At 62.9% G+C, this 21,279-nt stretch carries 17 protein-coding genes; 4 read left to right on the top strand and 13 right to left on the bottom strand.

Going from position 1 to position 21,279, the window contains the following annotated elements; genetic code table 11:
• Positions 1-2 precede the first annotated feature (2 nt).
• The 12 genes from purD to ABVN19_RS19760 form a co-directional block, all read right to left on the bottom strand.
• The gene (purD, locus tag ABVN19_RS19815; RefSeq protein ID WP_105642395.1) at positions 3-1,298 is read right to left on the bottom strand and encodes a phosphoribosylamine--glycine ligase; all 1,296 of its coding nucleotides are present in this window, start codon (positions 1,296-1,298) and stop codon (positions 3-5) included.
• A 128-nt stretch (positions 1,299-1,426) separates the two neighbouring features.
• Positions 1,427-3,034, bottom strand: coding sequence for a bifunctional phosphoribosylaminoimidazolecarboxamide formyltransferase/IMP cyclohydrolase (gene purH / locus ABVN19_RS19810; protein ID WP_028945749.1), 1,608 nt, complete (start codon positions 3,032-3,034; stop codon positions 1,427-1,429).
• An 82-nt stretch (positions 3,035-3,116) separates the two neighbouring features.
• Positions 3,117-3,437 carry a DNA-binding transcriptional regulator Fis gene (gene fis / locus ABVN19_RS19805; RefSeq protein ID WP_003186237.1) on the bottom strand — a complete coding sequence of 107 codons (321 nt, stop codon included), beginning with the start codon at positions 3,435-3,437 and terminating at the stop codon, positions 3,117-3,119.
• A complete protein-coding gene (gene dusB, locus ABVN19_RS19800) occupies positions 3,434-4,447 on the bottom strand; it encodes a tRNA dihydrouridine synthase DusB (RefSeq protein ID WP_028945750.1) in 1,014 nt (337 codons plus the stop codon). Before dusB ends, fis begins: the two co-directional genes overlap by 4 nt.
• A 156-nt stretch (positions 4,448-4,603) precedes the next feature.
• On the bottom strand, positions 4,604-5,869 hold the full coding sequence (locus tag ABVN19_RS19795; RefSeq protein ID WP_105642393.1) for a DUF3426 domain-containing protein: 1,266 nt from the start codon (positions 5,867-5,869) through the stop codon (positions 4,604-4,606).
• A gap of 40 nt (positions 5,870-5,909) precedes the next feature.
• Positions 5,910-6,788, bottom strand: a complete 879-nt coding sequence (gene prmA / locus ABVN19_RS19790; protein WP_105642392.1) for a 50S ribosomal protein L11 methyltransferase — start codon at positions 6,786-6,788, stop codon at positions 5,910-5,912.
• Between the two features lie 191 nt (positions 6,789-6,979).
• Entirely contained in the window at positions 6,980-8,335 is a 1,356-nt protein-coding gene (accC, locus tag ABVN19_RS19785; protein WP_105642391.1) for an acetyl-CoA carboxylase biotin carboxylase subunit, read from the bottom strand.
• Positions 8,336-8,352: 17 nt separating this feature from the next.
• Positions 8,353-8,811 (bottom strand): acetyl-CoA carboxylase biotin carboxyl carrier protein, encoded by a 459-nt coding sequence (accB, locus tag ABVN19_RS19780; protein WP_028945754.1) that lies wholly within the window; start codon positions 8,809-8,811, stop codon positions 8,353-8,355.
• 98 nt (positions 8,812-8,909) lie between these two features.
• Positions 8,910-9,362, bottom strand: coding sequence for a type II 3-dehydroquinate dehydratase (gene aroQ / locus ABVN19_RS19775; protein ID WP_028945755.1), 453 nt, complete (start codon positions 9,360-9,362; stop codon positions 8,910-8,912).
• 173 nt (positions 9,363-9,535) lie between these two features.
• A complete protein-coding gene (locus ABVN19_RS19770; protein ID WP_353632817.1) occupies positions 9,536-11,314 on the bottom strand; it encodes a protein-disulfide reductase DsbD in 1,779 nt (592 codons plus the stop codon).
• A 186-nt stretch (positions 11,315-11,500) separates the two neighbouring features.
• Positions 11,501-13,462, bottom strand: a complete 1,962-nt coding sequence (locus ABVN19_RS19765) for a methyl-accepting chemotaxis protein (RefSeq protein WP_353632765.1) — start codon at positions 13,460-13,462, stop codon at positions 11,501-11,503.
• 111 nt (positions 13,463-13,573) lie between these two features.
• Positions 13,574-15,187 (bottom strand): PleD family two-component system response regulator, encoded by a 1,614-nt coding sequence (locus ABVN19_RS19760; RefSeq protein ID WP_105642389.1) that lies wholly within the window; start codon positions 15,185-15,187, stop codon positions 13,574-13,576.
• Positions 15,188-15,469: 282 nt separating this feature from the next.
• Between ABVN19_RS19760 and ABVN19_RS19755 the strand changes: the two genes are divergently transcribed.
• From ABVN19_RS19755 to speA, 4 genes are all read left to right on the top strand, one after another.
• Positions 15,470-16,543, top strand: coding sequence for a DUF2333 family protein (locus ABVN19_RS19755; protein ID WP_028945759.1), 1,074 nt, complete (start codon positions 15,470-15,472; stop codon positions 16,541-16,543).
• 3 nt (positions 16,544-16,546) lie between these two features.
• Entirely contained in the window at positions 16,547-17,083 is a 537-nt protein-coding gene (locus ABVN19_RS19750; RefSeq protein WP_105642388.1) for an NUDIX hydrolase, read from the top strand.
• A gap of 194 nt (positions 17,084-17,277) precedes the next feature.
• Positions 17,278-17,649 (top strand): translation initiation factor Sui1, encoded by a 372-nt coding sequence (locus tag ABVN19_RS19745; protein WP_010221702.1) that lies wholly within the window; start codon positions 17,278-17,280, stop codon positions 17,647-17,649.
• Positions 17,650-17,802: 153 nt separating this feature from the next.
• Positions 17,803-19,716 carry an arginine decarboxylase gene (gene speA / locus ABVN19_RS19740; RefSeq protein ID WP_028945761.1) on the top strand — a complete coding sequence of 638 codons (1,914 nt, stop codon included), beginning with the start codon at positions 17,803-17,805 and terminating at the stop codon, positions 19,714-19,716.
• Between the two features lie 121 nt (positions 19,717-19,837).
• On the opposite strand, the gene ABVN19_RS19735 is transcribed toward speA, so the two are convergent.
• Positions 19,838-21,181, bottom strand: coding sequence for an MATE family efflux transporter (locus tag ABVN19_RS19735; RefSeq protein WP_105642387.1), 1,344 nt, complete (start codon positions 21,179-21,181; stop codon positions 19,838-19,840).
• Positions 21,182-21,279 lie beyond the last annotated feature (98 nt).

Here is a 21,279-nt window from a genome sequence, read left to right as displayed (position 1 = left end):
TATTACTCTTGATGCTCGCCACGTTCACGGGCAATGGCGCGGTAGCCGATGTCCGTACGGTAGAAACTGCCTTCCCAGTTGATTTCGGCAGCCAGGCGATAGGCTTGCTGCTGAGCGGCCTCGACGGTTTCACCCAGGGCAGTGGCGCACAGCACCCGACCACCGGTGGCAACCACGTGGCCGTCCTTGAGGGCGGTACCGGCATGGAACACCTTGCCGGTCAGCTTGGCCGCAGCGTCCAGGCCGTTGATGGCCGCGCCCTTGCTGTAGTCACCAGGGTAGCCGCCTGCCGCCAGGACCACGCCCAGGCTTGGTTGCGGGTTCCACTGGGCTTCGACTTTATCCAGGGCCTTGGCGAAGGCGGCCTCGATCAGCAGGACCAGGCTCGACTCCAGGCGCAGCATGACTGGCTGGGTTTCCGGGTCGCCGAAGCGGCAGTTGAATTCGATCACTTTCGGGTTGCCGGCTTTGTCGATCATCAGGCCTGCGTACAGGAAACCGGTGTAGACGTTGCCTTCTTCGGCCATGCCGCGCACGGTCGGCCAGATCACCTGGTCCATGACACGCTGGTGTACCTCGGCAGTCACCACAGGCGCCGGGGAGTAGGCGCCCATGCCGCCGGTGTTGGGGCCGGTATCGCCGTCGCCGACGCGCTTGTGGTCCTGGCTGGTGGCCATGGGCAGCACGTTCTGACCGTCGACCATGACGATGAAGCTGGCTTCTTCGCCGTCGAGGAACTCTTCGATGACCACGCGCGAACCGGCTTCACCAAAGGCATTGCCAGCGAGCATGTCGCGGACGGCATCTTCGGCTTCACCCAGGGTCATGGCAACGATCACGCCCTTGCCCGCGGCCAGGCCGTCGGCCTTGATCACGATGGGAGCACCTTTTTCGCGCAGGTAAGCCAGGGCCGGCTCGATCTCGGTGAAATTCTGGTAGTCGGCCGTCGGGATCTTGTGGCGAGCCAGGAAGTCCTTGGTGAACGCCTTGGAGCCTTCCAGCTGGGCAGCGCCCTTGGTCGGACCAAAGCAGTCCAGGCCGCGACTGCGGAACAGGTCGACAACACCGGCGACCAGCGGTCCTTCAGGGCCGACGATGGTCAGGGCAACGTTCTGTTCGGCGAAGTCGGCCAGTTGCTCCAGGGCAGTGACGTCGATGTCGACGTTCTCGCACTTGGCTTCGGTGGCGGTACCGGCGTTGCCCGGGGCTACGAAGACTTTCTCGACCCGCGGGTCCTGAGCGACTTTCCAGGCCAGGGCGTGTTCACGACCGCCGCTACCGATAATCAAAACTTTCATGTCAAAACCTCGATGACGCTAATTCGGAGGGCGCGGCTCTTTGTGGGAGCGGGCTTGGCCCGCGATGCGCTGCAATGGATAAAGCGCGATCGCGGGGCAAGCCCGCTTCTACATCAAGCCTGCGCGTATCAGTGGCGGAAGTGGCGCATGCCGGTGAAGACCATGGCGATGCCGGCCTCGTCGGCTGCGGCAATCACTTCGGCGTCACGCATCGAGCCGCCTGGCTGGATGACGGCAGTGATACCCACTTTAGCTGCATTGTCGATACCGTCACGGAACGGGAAGAATGCGTCCGATGCCATGACCGCACCCTGTACCTGCAGGCCCGCATGCTCGGCCTTGATTGCAGCAATGCGAGCAGAGTTCACGCGGCTCATCTGGCCGGCGCCGACACCGATGGTCTGGCGGTTCTTGGCGTAGACGATGGCGTTGGACTTGACGTACTTGGCCACTTTCCAGGCGAAGATCAGGTCGTGGATCTCTTGCTCGGTCGGAGCACGCTGGGTGACCACTTTCAGGTCGCCTTCGGTGATCATGCCAATGTCGCGGCTCTGTACCAGCAGGCCGCCGGTGACGCGCTTGTAGTCCCAGGCAGCGGCACGTTCGGCCGACCACTGGCCGCAGGCCAGCAGGCGCACGTTGGCCTTGGCGGCAACCACGGCGCGGGCTTCTTCGCTGACGCTAGGGGCGATGATCACTTCGACGAACTGGCGCTCGACGATGGCCTTGGCGGTTTCGGCATCCAGCTCGCGGTTGAAGGCGATGATGCCGCCGAAGGCCGACTCGGTGTCGGTGGCGTAGGCCAGTTCGTAAGCCTGGCGGATACCGCCTTCGGCATCCGGGCTTACCGCCACGCCGCACGGGTTGGCGTGCTTGACGATGACGCAGGCCGGCTTGACGAAGCTCTTCACGCATTCCAGCGCAGCGTCGGTGTCGGCCACGTTGTTGTACGACAGTTCCTTGCCCTGCAGTTGGACTGCAGTGGCGATGCCGGCTTCGGCAGGCTTGGACTCGACATAGAACGCCGCGCTCTGGTGCGGGTTCTCGCCGTAGCGCATTTCCTGGGCCTTGACGAACTGGCTGTTGAAGGTGCGCGGGAACTCGCTGCGGCCGGAAGTCGACAGGGTTTCAGCGGCTTGGTTCACGGTGCCCATGTAGTTGGCGATCATGCCGTCGTAGGCGGCGGTGTGCTCGAACGCCTTGAGCATCAGGTCAAAGCGCTGGGCGTAGGTCAGGCCACCGGCCTTGAGGCTTTCCAGCACTTGGCCGTAGTCGCTGGCGTTGACCACGATAGCGACGTCTTTGTGGTTCTTGGCGGCCGAGCGGACCATGGTCGGGCCACCGATGTCGATGTTCTCGATGGCGGTCGGCAGGTCACAGCCTGGCTTGGAGATGGTCGCTTCGAAGGGGTACAGGTTGACGGCAACCAGGTCGATCGGCTTGATGCCGTGCTCGGCCATGATGGCGTCATCAGTGCCACGGCGGCCGAGGATGCCACCGTGGATCTTCGGGTGCAGGGTTTTGACCCGGCCATCCATCATTTCGGCGAAGCCGGTGTAATCGGCAACTTCCACCGCGGCAACGCCATTGTCCTGGAGCAACTTGAAGGTGCCGCCGGTGGACAGGATCTCGACGCCGAGCTGTTGCAGCTCACGGGCGAATTCAAGGATCCCGGTCTTGTCGGAGACGCTGATCAAGGCGCGGCGGATCGGCAGGCGGGTAGTCTGGTCGGTCATTTCAGATTCCATAACGCGGTGGAGTCAGCAAAAAAGGCGACCTCATCGAATGGGAGCCGCCTTTTCTGGTTTGGATGCTGGCTTACAACAAATCGTACTGCTTGAGTTTCTTGCGCAAGGTGCCGCGGTTGAGCCCGAGCAGCTCGCTGGCCTTGGTCTGGTTGCCCTTGACGTAATTCATCACGCTTTCGAGCAACGGCGCCTCGACTTCCGAGAGCACCAGGTTGTACACGTCCGTGACGGCCGCGCCCTCCAGATGGGCGAAATAGTTGTGCAGCGCCTTTTCCACACTGCCGCGAAGGGTCTGACCTTCTTCGCTCGGTGTATTCAGGTGCTGTTTCAAGTTGACGTTGTCGCTCACGGGCGTTGTTCCACTCACTAAAGTCTCGGTCATCATCGTCATGCGGCCACCCCTTGTCCGTCCTCTGTCTCAAGGCTCTGTTCACGTTCGCGGAAAAAACCACGAACGTTGGCGCACTGCGCTTGCGTATCTTCCAAACGATTGAACTGGGCGCGAAACTCCCTGGCGCCCGGAAGCGTTGCCAAGTACCAGCCGACATGCTTGCGGGCAATGCGTACACCCATCACATCGCCATAGAAGGCGTGCAGGGCGGCCAGGTGCTCAAGCAGAATGCGTTCCACTTCTTCCAGCTGTGGCACCGGCAATTGCTCGCCGGTGCGCAGGTAATGCTCGATCTCGCGAAAGATCCAGGGCCGCCCCTGGGCAGCCCGGCCAACCAGCAAGCCGTCGGCTCCAGTCGCCTGGAGTACGGCCCGGGCCTTTTCTGGCGATGTGATATCGCCGTTGGCAAAAACCGGAATCGACACCGCCTGCTTGATCGCAGCGATGGTGTCGTACTCGGCTTCGCCGGTGTACAGGTCGGCGCGGGTTCGTCCATGGACCGCCAGCGCCTGGATGCCCGCCTGTTCGGCAATCTTCGCCACCGTCAGGCCGTTCTTGTTCGCCCGGTCCCAACCCGTGCGGATCTTCAGCGTGACCGGTACGTCCACGGCGGCAACCACCGCGTGGAGGATCTCGCTGACCAAGGCTTCATCTTTCAATAAAGCAGAGCCTGCAGCCTTGTTGCAGACTTTTTTTGCCGGGCAGCCCATGTTGATGTCGATGATCTGGGCGCCCGCCTCGACATTGGCCCGGGCCGCCGCTGCGAGCATCTGCGCGTCACCACCGGCGATCTGTACCGAGCGTGGCTCGGGATCACCTTCGTGAATCATGCGCAGGCGCGACTTGCGGCTGTTCCACAGGCTCATGTCGCTGCTGACCATCTCCGACACCACCAGGCCTGCACCCATTCGTCGGCAGAGCTGACGGAATGGCTGGTCCGTGACCCCGGCCATCGGCGCGAGGATCAGGTTGTTCTGCAGTGTGTATGGGCCGATGCGTACCGCCGACATAGGAGTTCCCTGTTGTGGGGCCGGATCATTAGAGTTCGAAAAAGGGTTGGCATGATACCCGCTCTCGGTGACCGGATAAAGATGGATTTGGATAAAATCTGAACAGCTGCGGCGTTATGCCCGCCAGTTTGGTGGGACGGGCATGCGTGCTCGGGACTATTCGGGGGAGCGGAAGCTGAGGCTGTAGTTAACGGCCTTGGGGCCCGGGTCGAGGATGTCCAGGGCGATGTGGATCGGCACCTGGCTGGGCATTTCACCCTTGCCGGCCAGTTCGCCGCTCAGGTATTCGGCGGGTTTGAAGCGCCGGCTGGCGATCAGTTGGCCGTTGAGGTCGGCAAAGCGCAATTCCAGCAGCGGGAACGGCTGGGTGAACGGTGCCCGGTTGTAGATGATCGCATCGACGATCAGGGCGCCGTTGAAGTCCGGATGGCTGCGGACCACCAGGTTGCTGCTTTTGATGCGGTCGATGTCGACCCGGGACGGGACCTTGCAGCCCACTTGCGGGCACAGCTGCTGGAACCACGGGCGGTACTGGTCCTGGCGGGCGAGTTCGTCGAAGTGGTACCAGATGTACTGGCCGGCCAGGGCCGCGGCGGCCAGCAGCACCAGCAATATCCACAGCAGACGCTTGCCCCAGTGGGCCTTGGGTTTCTGCCAGTCCAGTTGCAGTGGGTCGTCGACCAGATCGAGCAGGGGCTCTTTGCGTGCGGGGCGGCTGGAGGTCGGGCCCAGTCCGGGTTCACGGCGGTCGTCGTCCGCTTGCGGGGCGTCGAAGTCGTCTTCGGGCTCCTTGGCCGACAGGCGCTCCCCTGGTGGCTCATCGAGCTCGACGGCTGCTGGGCGCGTGGCTTGCGCGGGTTCATCGAGGTCTGCGTCCAGCGACTGCAGAGACAGCGAAGGCTCGGTGCGTTCGCCTGGGGCGGGGGCAAGATCCAGCGGCTCTTGCTCGATCAATGGCGGCAAAGGCTCATCCAGCACCTCGCCAGGGGCTTCGCGCTCGTTGGCAGGGGTGCTGAACAGGCTGTCAGGCCAATGCTGGTCGTCGGTTTCCGGTTCGTCGCGGTGAGCGCTGAGGCTGTCCTCGCGGGCGGCACCCGCCTTGAACTCGGTGGTCGGCTGGATTTCGCGCTGCTCGAGCCGAGCCAATTCCTGATCCAGGTCGAGCTGGTCGAGATCAAGCTCGGCAGCGCTCCACTCGCGTTGGCTGGCAGGCGCCGGTTGTAAGGGAGCGGGGGGTTCAACGACCGCAGGCTGGCTGACCGGATTTTGCGCCGCACTTTGTTCCAACAGCTGCTTGGCGGCGTTGAATACCTGGAGGCAAGCGCCGCAACGCACCACGCCGCGGGCCACGCTCAACTGATTGTGGTTGACGCGAAAGCTGGTCTGGCAATGCGGGCACTGGGTGACGAAACTGTCGGTCATGCGGCGGTCCGGGTTGTGCAGAAGGTTATTCTAGGCCCACTTAACGGCGGCGACCACTGATGCGTACCCAGCCGTCACGGACGGTGATCGGGTCCAGGTCGAAGTCCTTGGCATAGGCTGCGGCCACTTCTTCGCCCTGTTCGGCGAGGATGCCCGACAGTGCCAGCAAGCCGCCCGGGCGAACCAGGGTGGACAGTTGCGGGGCGAGGGCTACCAGCGGACCGGCCAGAATGTTGGCCACCAGCACATCGGCCTGCATCGCCGGCATGTGTTCGGGCAGGTACAGGGCAAAGTGCTCGTCGGCGATGCCGTTGCGTCCGGCGTTGTCGCGGGAGGCTTCCAGCGCTTGCACGTCGATGTCGGTGCCGACCGCTTCGCGGGCGCCGAGCAGCAGGGCAGCGATTGCCAGGATGCCCGAGCCGCAACCGAAGTCGAGCACCTGGGCGTCGTTCAGGTCCTGGCCGTCCAGCCATTCCAGGCACAGGGCGGTGGTGGGGTGGGTGCCGGTACCAAAGGCCAGGCCCGGGTCGAGCAGCAGGTTGACTGCCTCAGGCTCGGGCGCGGCGTGCCAGCTCGGCACGATCCACAGGCGTTGGCCAAAACGCATTGGCTGGAAGTTGTCCATCCAACTGCGTTCCCAGTCCTGGTCTTCGATGACTTCGGCCTGGTGTTCCGGCAGCTCGGCGCCGGTCAGCAGTTGCAGGTGGGCGAACACGGCGGCGGCATCGGTATCGGCCTCGAACAGCGCCAGCAGGTGGGTGTGCGACCACAGCGGGGTGGTATTGAGGTCCGGTTCGAAAATCGGTTGGTCTTCGGCGTCCATGAAGGTGACCGAAACCGCGCCTACTTCGAGCAGGGCATCTTCATAGGTTTCGGCTTGATCCGGGCTGATGGCCAGACGTACTTGCAGCCAAGGCATGGTGGGCACCTTTGGGAAAATCTACAGGGGCAGCCCAGGGCTGCGAGAAGCCCGCCAGTTTACTTGAGTGCGAGGGGTTTGTGGGAATGGTTCGTGGGGGCTTTGGGGATGCATCTCGGGTGCGGCCCGCTCCTGCGGGGAGCAAAAAAAGACCCCGGCATTGGCCGGGGTCTTTTTGCATCACTGTGGAATCACTCCTGGTTGGCCAGTTTGTGTTCCAGATAGTGAATGTTGACGCCACCTTTGCAGAAACCTTCATCACGCACCAGGTCACGGTGCAGCGGGATGTTGGTCTTGATACCGTCGACGACGATTTCGTCCAGGGCATTGCGCATGCGCGCCATGGCTTCGTCACGGTCCTTGCCGTAGGTGATCAGCTTGCCGATCAGCGAGTCGTAGTTCGGTGGAACCGCGTAACCGCTGTACAGGTGCGAGTCGACGCGAACGCCGTTGCCACCCGGGGCGTGGAAGTGCTTGACCGTGCCTGGGCTCGGAATGAACTTCTTCGGGTCTTCGGCGTTGATCCGGCACTCCAGCGAGTGACCGCGGATCACGACGTCATCCTGGGTGAACGACAACTTGTTGCCAGCGGCGATGCTGAGCATCTCCTTGACGATGTCGATACCGGTGACCATCTCCGAAACAGGGTGCTCCACCTGAACACGGGTGTTCATTTCGATGAAGTAGAAGCGACCGTTTTCGTAGAGGAACTCGAAGGTGCCAGCGCCACGGTAGCCGATCTCGATGCAGGCATCGACACAGCGCTTGAAGACTTCCTGGCGGGCTTTTTCATCGATGCCCGGGGCCGGCGCTTCTTCCAGTACCTTCTGGTGGCGGCGCTGCAGCGAGCAGTCGCGGTCACCCAGGTGGATGGCGTTGCCCTGGCCGTCGGACAGTACCTGGACTTCCACATGGCGTGGGTTGGTCAGGAACTTCTCGAGGTAGACCATCGGGTTGCCGAACGCAGCACCGGCTTCGGTACGGGTCAGCTTGGCCGAGGAGATCAGGTCTTCTTCCTTGTGCACAACGCGCATACCGCGACCACCACCGCCACCGGCGGCCTTGATGATCACCGGGTAGCCGACTTCGCGAGCAATCGCCAGGGCGGTTTCTTCGTCTTCAGGCAGCGGGCCGTCAGAACCCGGTACGGTCGGTACGCCGGTCTTGATCATCGCGTCCTTGGCCGAAACCTTGTCGCCCATCAGGCGAATGGTGTCGGCTTTCGGGCCGATGAAGGCAAAGCCGGAGTTCTCCACCTGCTCGGCGAAGTCGGCGTTTTCAGCGAGGAAGCCGTAGCCTGGGTGAATGGCGGTAGCGCCGGTCACTTCGGCAGCGGCAATGATCGCCGGGATGTGCAGGTAGGAATCCTTGGACGAAGCAGGACCAATGCAGACCGACTCGTCTGCCAGGCCCAGGTGCATCAGTTCGCGGTCTGCCGTGGAGTGCACGGCGACGGTCTTGATGCCCAGCTCTTTGCAGGCACGCAGGATCCGCAGGGCAATTTCCCCGCGGTTGGCGATCAGGACTTTTTCCAGCTTCGCAGACATCGTTGGCTCTCCGCGGTTCAAACGATGGTGAACAGCGGCTGGTCGAACTCAACCGGCTGGCCGTCTTCTACCAGGATGGATTCGATCACACCGCTGGCTTCAGCTTCGATGTGGTTCATCATCTTCATGGCTTCGACGATGCACAGGGTGTCGCCTTTCTTCACGGTCTGGCCGACTTCAACGAAGGCTGGGGAGGAGGGCGAGGCCTTGCGGTAGAAGGTGCCGACCATTGGCGAGCGGGCAACGGTGCCGTTCAGTTTCGGTGCGGCGGCTTCGGCAGCAGGTGCGGCTGCAGCGGCGGCAGGCGCCGGGGCTGCGACAGGAGCGGCGACTGGAGCCGGAGCGTAGTACTGCTGGGCTGGGGTCTTGCTGTGACGGCTGATCCGTACGGATTCCTCGCCTTCCTTGATCTCCAGCTCGTCGATGCCAGATTCTTCCAGCAGTTCGATCAGTTTCTTGACTTTACGGATATCCATTAATCATCAACTCCCAAGGTTCGGTCAGGGGCGTAAATATAAAAACGTGTTTTCTAACGTTTCTTGTGAGCCCCGGCCTGCTGGCCAGGTGCTCGGTATCAGGGTTTGGCGTTGGCAGCCAGGTGTTCCAGGGCAGACTCCAGGGCCAGGCGGTAGCCGCTGGCACCCAGGCCGCAAATCACCCCTACAGCGACATCGGAAAAGTAGGAGTGATGGCGAAACGGCTCACGCTTGTGCACGTTCGACAGGTGCACTTCGATGAATGGGATGCTCACTGCCAGCAATGCGTCACGTAATGCGACGGATGTGTGTGTGAAAGCGGCCGGATTGATCAGGATGAAGTCGACGCCTTCGCTGCGCGCGGCATGGATGCGATCGATCAATTCGTACTCGGCGTTGCTTTGCAGGTACTGCAGGTGATGGCCGGCGGCGCGAGCGCGCTGTTCCAGGTCCTGGTTGATCTGGGCCAGGGTGACGGCGCCATAGACGCCCGGTTCGCGGGTACCGAGCAGGTTCAGGTTGGGGCCGTGCAGCACCAGTAGCGTTGCCATCTGTGGTTCCTTTTATCGTTAGGCACAAACGTTGCGCGGCGACTATGCCGTAAACCGGCGGGCAGTGTCCAGTTGCCGACAATAGCCAGCACGATGACCGAGATTCACGCCAAATATGTGACTAATTTATTAATTTCGGTCATCGATAATGACTTTTTGGCGGGCAGAAGAAGTTATAGACCCAGATCGGCGCGAATGCGCGTCAGATGCTCGGCAAATTCGCCGGCGTTTGTCTCGCCAACCACCCGGGCGCTGGCTTTTTCGCTGCCGTTCGCGGCAAAGAACAAGAGCGCAGGAGGACCAAACAGTTGATAGCGGTCGAGCAGGGCGCGCTGTTCGGCATTGCTTTGGGTGATGTCGAAACGCAGCAGCTTGTAGCCAACCAGCTGGCTTTTGACCGCAGGCGCAGCCAGCACTTCGTGCTCAATGACCTTGCAACTGATGCACCAGTCGGCATACCAGTCCAGCACCACAGGTTGCCCGGCGGCCTTGGCCTGGGCCAGGGCGCTGTCGAGGGCGGCCGGGGTGGTGATGGTTTGCCAGTCGCTTTGTGTCGCGCTCACGGGCTGGGCGCCAGAGGTTGGCGGCGGCAGGGGACGCAGCGCGTCGCTCTGGCCGCTCAGTGCGCCGTACCAGCAGGCCAGGGCATAGACCAGCAGGGCCAGGCCAAGCAGTTGCGCCAGGCGTTGCAGCGGAGTTTTCACCGTGAACTCCAGGGTGCCGAGGAACAACGCCACGCCGGCGCTCAACAATCCGACCAACAGCAGGGTCACCGGCCCTGGTAGTACCCGGCTGAGCAGGCCGATGGCCAGGCCCAGCAACAAAACGCCAATGGCATTCTTGACGGTGACCAGCCAGGGGCCGCTTTTTGGCAGCCAGGCCGCGCCGCCGGTGGCGACCAGCAACAGCGGGGCACCCATGCCCAGGCCCAGGGCAAACAGCTTCAAGGCCCCGCCCACGGCATCACCGCTGGCGCTGATATACAGCAGTGCGCCGGCCAAGGGTGCAGATACGCAAGGCGAGACCAGAAGGCTGGAGAACACCCCCAGGATCGCTGCGCCAATCAGCGAGCCGCCCTTGGTCCGGCCCACCAGCCGCTCCAGGCGCTGGCTGATGGCGTGGGGCAGTTTCAGCTCGAACAGGCCGAACATGGCCAGGGCGAAAACCACGAAAAACAATGAGAACGGTACCAGTACCCAGGCGGATTGCAGCCGCGCCTGCAGGTTCATGCCTGCACCAAACAGGCCCATCAGCGCACCCAGCAGAGCGAAACAGGCGGCCATCGGCAGGACATAGGCCAGCGACAGGGCAAAACCACGTAGCCCACCGACCTGGCCACGCAGCACCACACCGGAGAGGATCGGCAGCATCGGCAGAACGCAAGGGGTAAAAGTCAGGCCGACACCTGCGAGGAAGAACAGCAGCAGTTGTTTCCAGGTCCACCCCTGTGGGGCTGCAGGTGTATTGGCATCCGCCGCCGCAGCGCTGCCGTCGATGCTCAGGCGTACCGTTTCTGGCGGGTAGCACAGGCCTTTGTCGGCGCAGCCCTGATAACCCACGACCAGGGTAAACGCTCGGGGGTCGTTGGCTGGACGGGGGATATCGATATCGACAATGCCGTGATAGACCTCGACGTCGCCGAAGAACTCATCATGCTTGGCTTCGCCCGGCGGAATCTGCGCAGCGCCCAGGGCAATGTCGGCAGGTTCGGCGCGGAACTGGAAGCGGTGGCGATACAGGTAATAGCCGTCGGTAGCGACGAAGCGCAGCTTGAGGGTCTGGGCGTCGCTTTGTACCAGGCTCAGCTTGAAGGCTTCGTGTACGGGCAGGAAGTCTGCACTGTTGTTCAGTGAAGGCGCGCCCAGGGTGGCGCTGGGACGGTTGTCGAGCAGGCCGGCGCTGGCGGCGGGCAAGGCCAGAAGCAGGAACAGAAGGCAAAGCAGGCGGCGCATGGCGGTCTCGCAGTACAGATGTGGCTGCATGATAGCGGACTTTATGGCCATCGCGGGGCTGACGGGCATAACTGCCGTAGCCGCTGCCGCGAGGCTGCGATCGACTGCAAAGCAGTCGCCATGCCCCCTCCACGAGGGCTATGCGCCGATCGCCGCCGGGCGGCAGCGTCTACGGAGCGATGGGCTTCAAAGCCGAAACGCCCGTACTGCGGTGTTCAGCGCGCCTCCCAGCCTGAGTAACTGCTCGCCCTGTTCGCGGCCTTCGCCAATGCGCTGGAGGTTGTCTTCCCCCAGGTCATGAATCCGCTCGCTGTGATCGCGAATCTCGCTCACCGCACCACTCTGCTGGGCCGTCACATCGGCAATGCGCACGGCGGTGGCCGAGATGGTCTGGATCGCCGCAACGATCTCATCCAGCGCGCCGTCGGCGGCCTGTGCCTTGTCGGCGGTGGCTTCGGCATGTTCAAGCTGGGCGCGCATGCCTTCCACCGATTCGCGGGCGGCCTGCTGCAGGCGCCCGATCAGGGTCTGGATCTCGCCGGTGGCACCGGTAGTGCGCTGGGCCAGGGAACGCACCTCTTCGGCGACCACGGCGAACCCGCGGCCCATTTCGCCAGCGCGGGCCGCTTCGATCGCGGCGTTGAGGGCCAGCAGGTTGGTCTGTTCGGCAATCGAGCGGATCACCGTGAGCACGCCTCCGATGGTGGCTGACTCTTCGGCCAGTTGCTCAATCATCTGGGCATTGCCCTGGACTTCATCGACCAGTGTGCGCAGGCCGGTCAGGCTCTGGCCGATCACCGCCTGCCCCTGTTCCACGGCGCGACCGGCGTCGCGGCTGGCATCGGCGGCCTGGCTGGCATCGCCGGCCACCTGCTGGATTGTGGCCTCCAGCTCACCCAGGGCATCGCGGATCTGTGCGGTGTCGCCTGCCTGGCGTTCGGCGCCGTCGTGCAGGGCGCTGCTCATGCCAGCCAGGGCATGGCTGCTGCCTGCCACCTGTTCGGCATTGTTGCGGATGGTCCCCACCAGCTCCACCAGATAGCGTCGCAGACGATTGAGCGAATCCTGGATGTCGTGCATTTCGCGGTTGCTCTTGCCCAGCGAGATGGCTTCGGCGAAATCGCCCTCGGCCCAGCGCGACAAGGCCGGTGCCAGGTTGGTCAGCACCCGGGCGAGGCGGCGTTGCAAGGTGTCGATTAGCAGGGCGATCAGCAGGATCAGACCGATCATCAGGCCCTGGAGAATCCGCACCTCGCCCTGGATGGTCGCGTGCTGGCTGCGCACCGCCGGTTCCAGGGCGGCAATGGCCTGTTGCACGGCGTCGATCTGCTGGTGGGTGCTGTCGGCCAGTTCGCTGCGACGCTGGATCTGCTCACGGGTGCGTTGCAACTCGGCGGGATAGCGATTGAGCAGGCTGTTGAGCTCGCGTTTGAGGGCGATCCCGGTGTCTTCTACAGCCTGGCTGGCTTGGGTCTCGAGGCCCATGAGGGCGGCAAAGTCGTCGGCATTGGATTCGCGGGCAGCCGTTACGCCGAGCAGGGGCAGGCCATCGAGTACCTTGGCCTGGTCGACGATCAGTTGCAGTTCGCGCTCCACCTCATCGGCCAGCGCGCTGCGTCCGCTGCTGACCAGTTTGTCGCGGGCCAGGGAAAGCCGTGACAGGTGCAGTGCCGCCTTGAACAGCACAAGGCTATAGCGGTCGGCCTCCGGGTTGCCGCTGGCCTGGGCGTAATTGGCCAGTTGCTCCAGGCTTGCGCCCAGTTCACGCTCGGCCTGCAGCAGCAGTGCCTGTGGGTCGCCGGCCGACTTGCCGGCTGCCAGCAGTTCATTGCCGGCAAAGCGTTGCAGGTTGTCCAGGCTGGGGCGCAGGGGCGCGGCAAGCTCATCAGGCAGTTGTTTGAGGGCCTCCTGCAAAGTCGCCGTCGCCTGCACCGCGGTGGCATGGCGCAATGCGTCGCCGCTGCTGAGGTAGTCGCCGATATTGCGTGCCGCCTGGTTCTGGAACTGCTGCGACAGCGACAGGTAGCGCTCCATCATTTGATAGGGACGCTCCAGCGCACGCTGCGACCACCACAGGGTGGCGCCCAGTGCGATGCAGACGGTTACCAGCAACAAGGTATTGAAATTGGTGAGCAGCTTCAGGCGCATGTGCAGGGTCTACCAACGGCCGAACGGTAAGCGCCTGAAGTTATTGCGTTTTTATGACCGGGTTATGACGAGGGAGGTCGTCCTGTCAAAAAAAGTGGCACTTTGCCTTGATCAGTCGGCGCGCAGCACACAGTTGCGTCCCGCGCCCTTGGCCCGGTACAGCGCGACGTCTGCGGCGGTGGCCATGCTCAAGGCGTCAAGCCCATCCTTGAGTTGCACCACGCCGGCACTGAAGGTGCAGAACAAGTCCCGGGGCTGGGCGGGGTAGTGGATTTCAGCGAAGCGGCGGCGAATTTCATCCAGCACTTTTTGCGCGGCGCCAAGGTCAGTGTTGGGCATGACGATGGCGAACTCTTCTCCACCGTAGCGGCCAATGAAGTCGGTCTTGCGCAGGCGTTGCTTGAGAAACAGGGCCAGGCTCTTGATCACCCGGTCGCCCATGGGGTGGCCGTGGCTGTCGTTGACTTTCTTGAAGTGGTCGATGTCGAGCATGGCAAAGCTCAGCGGCTGTTCTTCGCGCCGTGCGCGAAAGCTGCAGTCCTCGAGCAGTTGCAGGATGTGGGTGTGGTTGTACAGCCCGGTCAGGCTGTCGCGCACCATCCGCGCCTTGAGATTGCGGGCGCGGGCAGCGCGGTTGCGCACGGTGGTGATGAGGTGGCGCGAGCGGATCGGCTTGGTCAGGAAGTCATCGCCGCCTTCGCTCATGGCGTCGAGTTGTTTGTCCAGGTCGTCTTCGGCCGACAGGTAGATGATCGGCACGCTGACGTAGCGATCGTTGTGGCGGATGACCTTGGCAAGCTCAGTGCCGGTGCAGTCAGGCATGTACATGTCGAGGATGATCAGGTCGGGCTGGAAATCCGCAAGCTCGGCCATGGTGCGGATCGGGTCGGTCAGGGTTCGGGTAACGATACCGGCACTGTTGAGCAGGCGCTCGGTGTGCATGGCCTGGGCCCGGGAGTCATCGATGATCAGCACTTTGAACGGCTCGTACTGGGTGACGCTGGTCAGCAGCTCGACCTTTTCCAGCAGGCTGGAGGCTTCCAGGGTGCCGGTGAGGAACTCCAGGCCGCCGGCGCGCACTGCGGCCAGGCGTGTTGGCGTGTCGGTTTCATCGAGGCTGAAGAACAACAGCGGTACCCGCTGCTCAAGGCCTTGCTGGGCCTGGGCCGCCAGATGCAAGCCGACACCCGTGCCGGTGAAATCGACATCCATGACGATGGCCGACGGCAGCCGTTCGATCATCGAGGCGCGAAAGGCATCGGCGCTGTACAAGGCTTGTACACCCAGGCCGAAGAACTCCAGCTGCTGGGCCAGGCGCTCGGCCCGATCGTGATCCTGGAGCATGATATACACGGGTTTGCGCAGCGGCGGCAAAGGCACTTGCTCAAGCTGGTCGCCCTGGCGCAGGCCCGTGCGTGACAGGCGCTGCATCAGGCGATTGAGTTCGCTGATCAGCGGGCTGCTCAGGCGCGCGCTATTGGCTTCGACCGCTGCCAGGGTCTGGCCGATGGCTTCAGCCAGCAGGCTGTGCTCCGGTTGCTCGAAACGCTCGGCATAGCGCTGCAGGCGCAGGTTGGCTTCGCACAGTTCACCCAGGTCACTCGTCGACCACTCGCTGCGCTGCAGGCGTTGCCAGATCTCGAGTATCTGCCGAGCCTGATGAATGACCCGCTGGGCAAAGTGTTGCTTGAGGCGCTCACGATTGGGGTCTTCTGGCTCGGTCATGTCCTGACTACTTATAAGAGGGTGAGGCAGTTCGAGTGATGGCTCTATGCTAGCACCACTTGCTGGACAATCGAGTGCCTTGTATCAATTTACTGTACAAGTCTGTTTATTCAGTTGCCGACCCGCTAGTCGCTTATGCGAACCGGCGCGCTTGATTTATAGTGCTGCGATACTTGCCCACCCCGGCAGGCGGCGCGCTGCACAAAGCTCGCATAGCGCTGGCACGAAGCCCGGGGGTTGCGGTCGAACCCCTTGAACCGACGTGACATAAAGGACAACGCCATGCTGGACTGGAAAAACCGTACAGGCAAAGCCGAGGCGCGCGAGCGGGTCGAACCCCGCGGTGCCGCTACCCGCAGCTATTTCGGCGGGTTGTTTTTCAGCCGCGCCCTGGGCTCGCTGATCGGCATCTACCTGCTGGTGTGCGTGGGCCTGGGGTGGTACTGGAGTGCAGAGCCTGACCTGTTCCCGGTCCAGCAGAACGCGCAGATCGCCGCCGAACAGACCGGCAAACAGATGGTAGTGGGCTACACCACCGTCGAAACCCTCAAGACCGTTGCCGGCACCCTGCTGCACAAGCCGGGCGGCTACATTTCCAACGACCGCTTCCCGCCGGGCCTGTGGATGGACAACATGCCCAGTTGGGAATACGGCGTGCTGGTCCAGGTGCGCGACCTGAGCCGTGCCATGCGCAAGGACTTCGCTCGCTCGCAGTCGCAGTCCACTGAAGACGCCGACCTGGCCAAGGCCGAGCCGCGCTTCAACTTCGACAACAAGAGCTGGATCCTGCCATCGAGCGAGTCCGAGTTTCAGGAAGGCATCAACTCCCTGACCCGCTACCAGAACCGCCTGGCCGCACCGGACCAGCCGGGTGCGCTGTTCTATACCCGGGCCGACAACCTCAACAACTGGCTGGGCGATGTCGCCACCCGTCTGGGTTCGCTGTCGCAGCGCCTGTCGGCCAGCGTTGGCCGGGTCAAGCTCAACAGCACCCTGAAAACCGAAGTCGTGGTTGCAGGCCAGGCGCCGCAGCTGGACGAGGAAGTGGTCGAAACGCCATGGCTGCAGATCGACAACGTCTTCTATGAAGCCCGCGGCCAGGCCTGGGCCCTGTCGCACCTGCTGCGTGCCATTGAAGTGGACTTCGCCGACGTGCTGGCCAAGAAGAACGCCACTGTCAGCGTGCGCCAGATCATTCGTGAACTGGAAGCGTCCCAGGAGCCGCTGTGGAGCCCTATGGTGCTCAATGGCAGCGGCTTTGGCATGTGGGCCAACCACTCGCTGGTCATGGCCAACTACATTTCTCGCGCCAACGCTGCAGTGATCGACCTGCGCCAGCTGCTGTCCCAGGGCTGATTGATGGCCATCTCCAAGCAAGAGGCGGCGCATCGCGCTGCCTCCGACGCCGAACTGATCGCCTGGGTAGACGAACACGACCAGCCGCTGGGGGCCTTGCCCCGGGTCGAGTTGCGCGAGAAGGGCCTTATCGGTCGCGGGACCTACATCCTGTTATTCAATCCGGTCGGTGAGCTGTGCGTACACCGGCGCACGGAAAGCAAGGCGATCTATCCGGGTTATTGGGACGTAGCCGCCGGCGGCATGGTGCAGGCCGACGAGAGCTTTGCCGAGTCGGCTGCCCGGGAGCTGGAGGAGGAGCTGGGCGTGGCCGGGGTCGAACTGACCTTCCATGAGCGGTTCTTCTTCGACCAGCCTGGCAACCGACTCTGGTGCGCGGTGTTCTCGGCCGTCTGGGACGGCCCTTTGCGCCTGCAGCCAGAGGAGGTCAGCGAAGCGCGCTTCCTGCCGCTCGAACAGGCCCTGGCCGACAGCCGGCAGCAGCCGTATTGCCCCGATTCGCTGGCTGCCCTGCAGCGCTACATCGACCGTCAAGCCTGACGTCGCTAAACCTGTGCAAAATGGCGCAGTTTTGTACTTAGCAATCGCGGCATTTATCGTTACACTGCGCGGCCTTTTAAGGCTGCCGCACCCTGGTGTGGCAGTTGCGCTGCCCCTGCCAGAGTGGGGCTTCGCGGTCGGTACCCTGCCCGGGGCGTCGACCAGTTTTTGTCCTCACCTTACGAGGATCAAAAGTGGCCAAGAAAGCCGCATCATTCGCCGCCCTCGGTGGCCTGGTGTTCTCCACTGATGCAGGTCGGCATTGTCCGGACTGCAGCAAACCCATAGATGCCTGCATCTGCAAACAGACGCTCATCCCCGAAGGCGATGGCATTGCTCGCGTGCGCCGCGAAAGCAAAGGCCGTGGCGGCAAGACGGTGACGACCATCAGCGGTGTTCCGCTGCCCCTGGAACAGCTCAAGGACCTGGCCAGCACGCTCAAGCGCCGCTGCGGTACCGGCGGCGCGTTGAAAGACGGGGTCATCGAAATCCAGGGCGATCACGTCGAGCTATTGTTGGCAGAGCTGATCAAGCAAGGCTTCAAAGCGAAAAAGTCCGGCGGCTAGAGACCGCATCGCGATTTTTTGCAATTCGCTTTCTAAACTCGTTCCCGTAGGAAGGGTCTATCCCTGAACACGGAAAATCGTCATTTCCAGGTTTTACACTGCGCCCGCCGATTGCTGGCCGGTGTTTTTCGACTTTTTATATAGGGGACTTCAATGTCCGTACGACGCACACGCAAAGACGATGGCAGCCAATGGACAGTTGCGGACAGCCGCAGTGTTTACGGGATTCGCCATTGGGGGGCCGGTTACTTCGCAATCAACGAGGCCGGCCGCGTCGAAGTTCGCCCCAACGGGCCAGGCAGTGCGCCGATCGATCTGTTCGAGCAGGTCGACGAGCTGCGCAAGAGCGGCCTGTCGCTGCCGCTGCTGGTGCGTTTCCCGGACATCCTGCAAGACCGCGTGCGCCAGCTGACCGGCGCCTTCGATGCCAACATCGCGCGCCTTGAGTACCAGAACGTGTACACCGCCCTGTACCCGATCAAGGTCAACCAGCAAGAAGCGGTGGTGGAAAACATCATCGCCACCCAGAACGTGTCTATCGGCCTTGAGGCCGGCTCCAAGCCCGAGCTGCTGGCCGTACTGGCCCTGGCACCCAAGGGCGGCACCATCGTCTGCAACGGTTACAAGGACCGTGAGTTCATTCGCCTGGCGCTGATGGGCCAGAAGCTGGGTCACAACGTATTCATCGTCATTGAGAAAGAGTCGGAAGTGGCGCTGGTGATCGAAGAAGCGGCCGAGCTGAAGGTCAAGCCGCAGGTCGGCCTGCGCGTGCGCCTGTCGTCGCTGGCGTCGAGCAAGTGGGCCGACACGGGTGGCGAGAAGTCCAAGTTCGGCCTGTCGGCTGCGCAGCTCATCTCGGTCGTGCAGCGCTTCCGTGATGCCGGCCTGGACCAGGGCATTCGCCTGCTGCACTTCCACATGGGCTCGCAGATCGCCAACCTTGCCGACTACCAGCACGGCTTCAAGGAAGCGATCCGTTACTACGGTGAGCTGCGTGCCTTGAACTTGCCGGTCGATCACATCGACGTCGGTGGCGGCCTGGGTGTCGACTACGACGGTACCCATTCGCGCAACGCCAGCTCCATCAACTACGACATGGACGACTACGCCGGTGTCGTGGTCGGCATGCTCAAGGAGTTCTGCGATGCCCAGGGCCTGCCACATCCGCACATCTTCTCGGAAAGCGGCCGCTCGCTGACTGCCCACCACGCCATGCTGGTGGTGCAGGTGACCGACGTCGAGAAGCACAACGACGAAGTGCCGGTGATCGAAAACAAGGAAAGCCTGCCGGAAACTGTGCAGTGGCTGGCTGACCTGCTGGGCCCGACCGACATCGAGATGGTCACCGAGACTTACTGGCGCGCCACCCACTACATGAGCGACGTGGCAGCCCAGTATGCCGACGGCAAGATCACCCTGGCCGAAAAAGCCCTGGCCGAGCAGTGCTACTTCGCGGTCTGCCGCCGCCTGCACAACTCGCTCAAGGCCCGCCAGCGTTCGCACCGCCAGGTGCTGGATGAGCTCAACGACAAACTGGCCGACAAGTACATCTGCAACTTCTCGGTGTTCCAGAGCCTGCCGGATACCTGGGCCATCGGCCAGGTACTGCCGATCCTGCCGCTGCACCGCCTGGACGAAGAGCCCATGCGCCGCGCCGTGCTGCAGGACCTGACCTGTGACTCGGACGGCAAGATCAACCAGTACGTCGACGAGCAGAGCATCGAGACCAGCCTGCCGGTCCACGGGATCAATGAGGGTGAGGACTACCTGCTGGGGATCTTCCTGGTGGGTGCCTACCAGGAGATCCTGGGCGACATGCACAACCTGTTCGGTGATACCGACTCGGTGAACATCTACCAGAACCCCAACGGCAGTGTTTACCACGCAGGCATCGAGACCCACGATACCATCGAGGACATGCTGCGCTACGTGCACCTGTCGCCGGAGGAGTTGATGACGCACTACCGCGACAAGTGCGCCAGCGCCAAGATCACTGCGCGTGAGAAGACTCAGTTCCTGGATGCGTTGCGCCTTGGGCTGACCCGCTCGTCCTACCTGTCGAGCTGATGTGATCGGGGCTGGTGGGCATCTCCATTTTTGTGGTGATGCCACTGGCCATCGCGGGGCAAGCCCGCTTCCACCGAGGATGGATAGATTCGGTGGAAGCGGGCTTGCCCCGCGATGCTTTTCAGCGCTTCACAAACCACCCATCGATCCGCTGCAGCCGCCACCCCATCAGCGCCAGTGTCACTGCCCTCAGCGCCATGAACAGCAAGAATGCCATCCACAGCCCATGGTTGCCCAACCCCGTGGCCAGCCAGGCGAACGGCAAGGCGATGGTCACGCTGATCAGCATGCCGTTGCGCATTTCCCGCGCCCGTGTCGCGCCAATGAACAAACCATCGAGCAAGTAGCTCCAGACCGCCACCAATGGCAACAGCGCCAGGTACGGCAGGTACTGGTACGCCGTTTCGCGCACGCTGGCGATATCGGTCTGCATATTGATGAACAGGTGTCCGCCAAACAGGAACAGTACGGCAAAGCCGCTGCTGGCCAGCAACGACCAGCCGCAGGCCACGGTCAATGAGCGACGCAATGCCTGGCGATCCCCGGCGCCGATGGCGTGACCGCACAAGGCCTCGACCGCATGGGCCAGGCCATCGAGGGCATAGGCGGTGAGCAGCAGGCCATTGAGCAGCAGTGCATTGGCCGCAACCGTGGATTCGCCCAGCCGCGCACCTTGCACGGTGATTAGGAAGAACACCGCTTGCAGGGCCAGGCTGCGAATGAAGATGTCGCGGTTGACCGCCAGCAACGGCCGCCAGCTCTGCCAGCGAGTCAGCAGGGCCCAGGCGATGTGACCGGGGTAGGCGCGCAGGGCTGGGCGGGTGAGGGCCAGGCCCAGCAGGGCAGCGCTCCATTCGGCGATCACCGAGGCACGGGCCGAGCCCAGGACGCCCCAGTCCAGGCCCAGCACGAACCATAGGTTCAGGGCGATGTTGAGCAGGTTGGTGGTCAGCAGTATGGCCAAGGGGGCCCGGGCATTCTGGGTACCGAGGAACCAGCCCACCAGGGCGAAGCTGGCAAGCGCTGCCGGCAGGCCCAGCAGGCGGGTCTGGAAGAAGTCCTGGGTGGATTGCTCCAGCGCCGCCGACGGTTGCATCAATTGCAGCGCCAGGTGGCTGAAGGGCACGGCCAACAAACCCAGCAGCAAGGCGAACAGCATCGCCAGGATCAAGCCCTGCACCAGCACCTGACGCAATGCAGCGCCATCGGAGCGCCCGGCCGCCTGGGCGGCGAAGCCGGTGGAACCCATACGCAGAAAACCCATCACCCAGGCCAGGAAGGTGTACAGGCTGGCGCCCACGGCCACCGCCCCAAGCTGGTGGGCATGGGGCAAGTGGCCGATGACGGCGCTGTCGACCAGGGCCACCAGCGGTACGGAAATATTCGAAAGAATCATTGGCGCGGCCAGGGCCCAGACCTTGGTGTGGGTCGGGCGGTCGCGCCAGTCGCTCAGCAATCGGGACATGTCGGCTCCAGGCAAGCCGCACATTGTAGCCGCTACGGGCACCAAATCATCGGATTGCGGTCTGAGCCGGGTTGCCACGCTCGGATGCGGCGTGGGTG

This window comes from Pseudomonas vranovensis, assembly GCF_040438935.1.
In the GTDB taxonomy this organism is placed as follows: domain Bacteria; phylum Pseudomonadota; class Gammaproteobacteria; order Pseudomonadales; family Pseudomonadaceae; genus Aquipseudomonas; species Aquipseudomonas vranovensis.
This window is presented reverse-complemented; position numbering and strand designations above follow the sequence as displayed.

What these genes read in the sequence shown, in the direction of transcription:
- purD (WP_105642395.1), bottom strand. Translation starts at nt 1,298, where the DNA reads ATGAAAGTTTTGATTATCGGTAGCGGCGGTCGTGAACACGCCCTGGCC.
- purH (WP_028945749.1), bottom strand. Translation starts at nt 3,034, where the DNA reads ATGACCGACCAGACTACCCGCCTGCCGATCCGCCGCGCCTTGATCAGC.
- fis (WP_003186237.1), bottom strand. Translation starts at nt 3,437, where the DNA reads ATGACGATGATGACCGAGACTTTAGTGAGTGGAACAACGCCCGTGAGC.
- dusB (WP_028945750.1), bottom strand. Translation starts at nt 4,447, where the DNA reads ATGTCGGCGGTACGCATCGGCCCATACACACTGCAGAACAACCTGATC.
- ABVN19_RS19795 (WP_105642393.1), bottom strand. Translation starts at nt 5,869, where the DNA reads ATGACCGACAGTTTCGTCACCCAGTGCCCGCATTGCCAGACCAGCTTT.
- prmA (WP_105642392.1), bottom strand. Translation starts at nt 6,788, where the DNA reads ATGCCTTGGCTGCAAGTACGTCTGGCCATCAGCCCGGATCAAGCCGAA.
- accC (WP_105642391.1), bottom strand. Translation starts at nt 8,335, where the DNA reads ATGTCTGCGAAGCTGGAAAAAGTCCTGATCGCCAACCGCGGGGAAATT.
- accB (WP_028945754.1), bottom strand. Translation starts at nt 8,811, where the DNA reads ATGGATATCCGTAAAGTCAAGAAACTGATCGAACTGCTGGAAGAATCT.
- aroQ (WP_028945755.1), bottom strand. Translation starts at nt 9,362, where the DNA reads ATGGCAACGCTACTGGTGCTGCACGGCCCCAACCTGAACCTGCTCGGT.
- ABVN19_RS19770 (WP_353632817.1), bottom strand. Translation starts at nt 11,314, where the DNA reads ATGCGCCGCCTGCTTTGCCTTCTGTTCCTGCTTCTGGCCTTGCCCGCC.
- ABVN19_RS19765 (WP_353632765.1), bottom strand. Translation starts at nt 13,462, where the DNA reads ATGCGCCTGAAGCTGCTCACCAATTTCAATACCTTGTTGCTGGTAACC.
- ABVN19_RS19760 (WP_105642389.1), bottom strand. Translation starts at nt 15,187, where the DNA reads ATGACCGAGCCAGAAGACCCCAATCGTGAGCGCCTCAAGCAACACTTT.
- ABVN19_RS19755 (WP_028945759.1), top strand. Translation starts at nt 15,470, where the DNA reads ATGCTGGACTGGAAAAACCGTACAGGCAAAGCCGAGGCGCGCGAGCGG.
- ABVN19_RS19750 (WP_105642388.1), top strand. Translation starts at nt 16,547, where the DNA reads ATGGCCATCTCCAAGCAAGAGGCGGCGCATCGCGCTGCCTCCGACGCC.
- speA (WP_028945761.1), top strand. Translation starts at nt 17,803, where the DNA reads ATGTCCGTACGACGCACACGCAAAGACGATGGCAGCCAATGGACAGTT.
- ABVN19_RS19735 (WP_105642387.1), bottom strand. Translation starts at nt 21,181, where the DNA reads ATGTCCCGATTGCTGAGCGACTGGCGCGACCGCCCGACCCACACCAAG.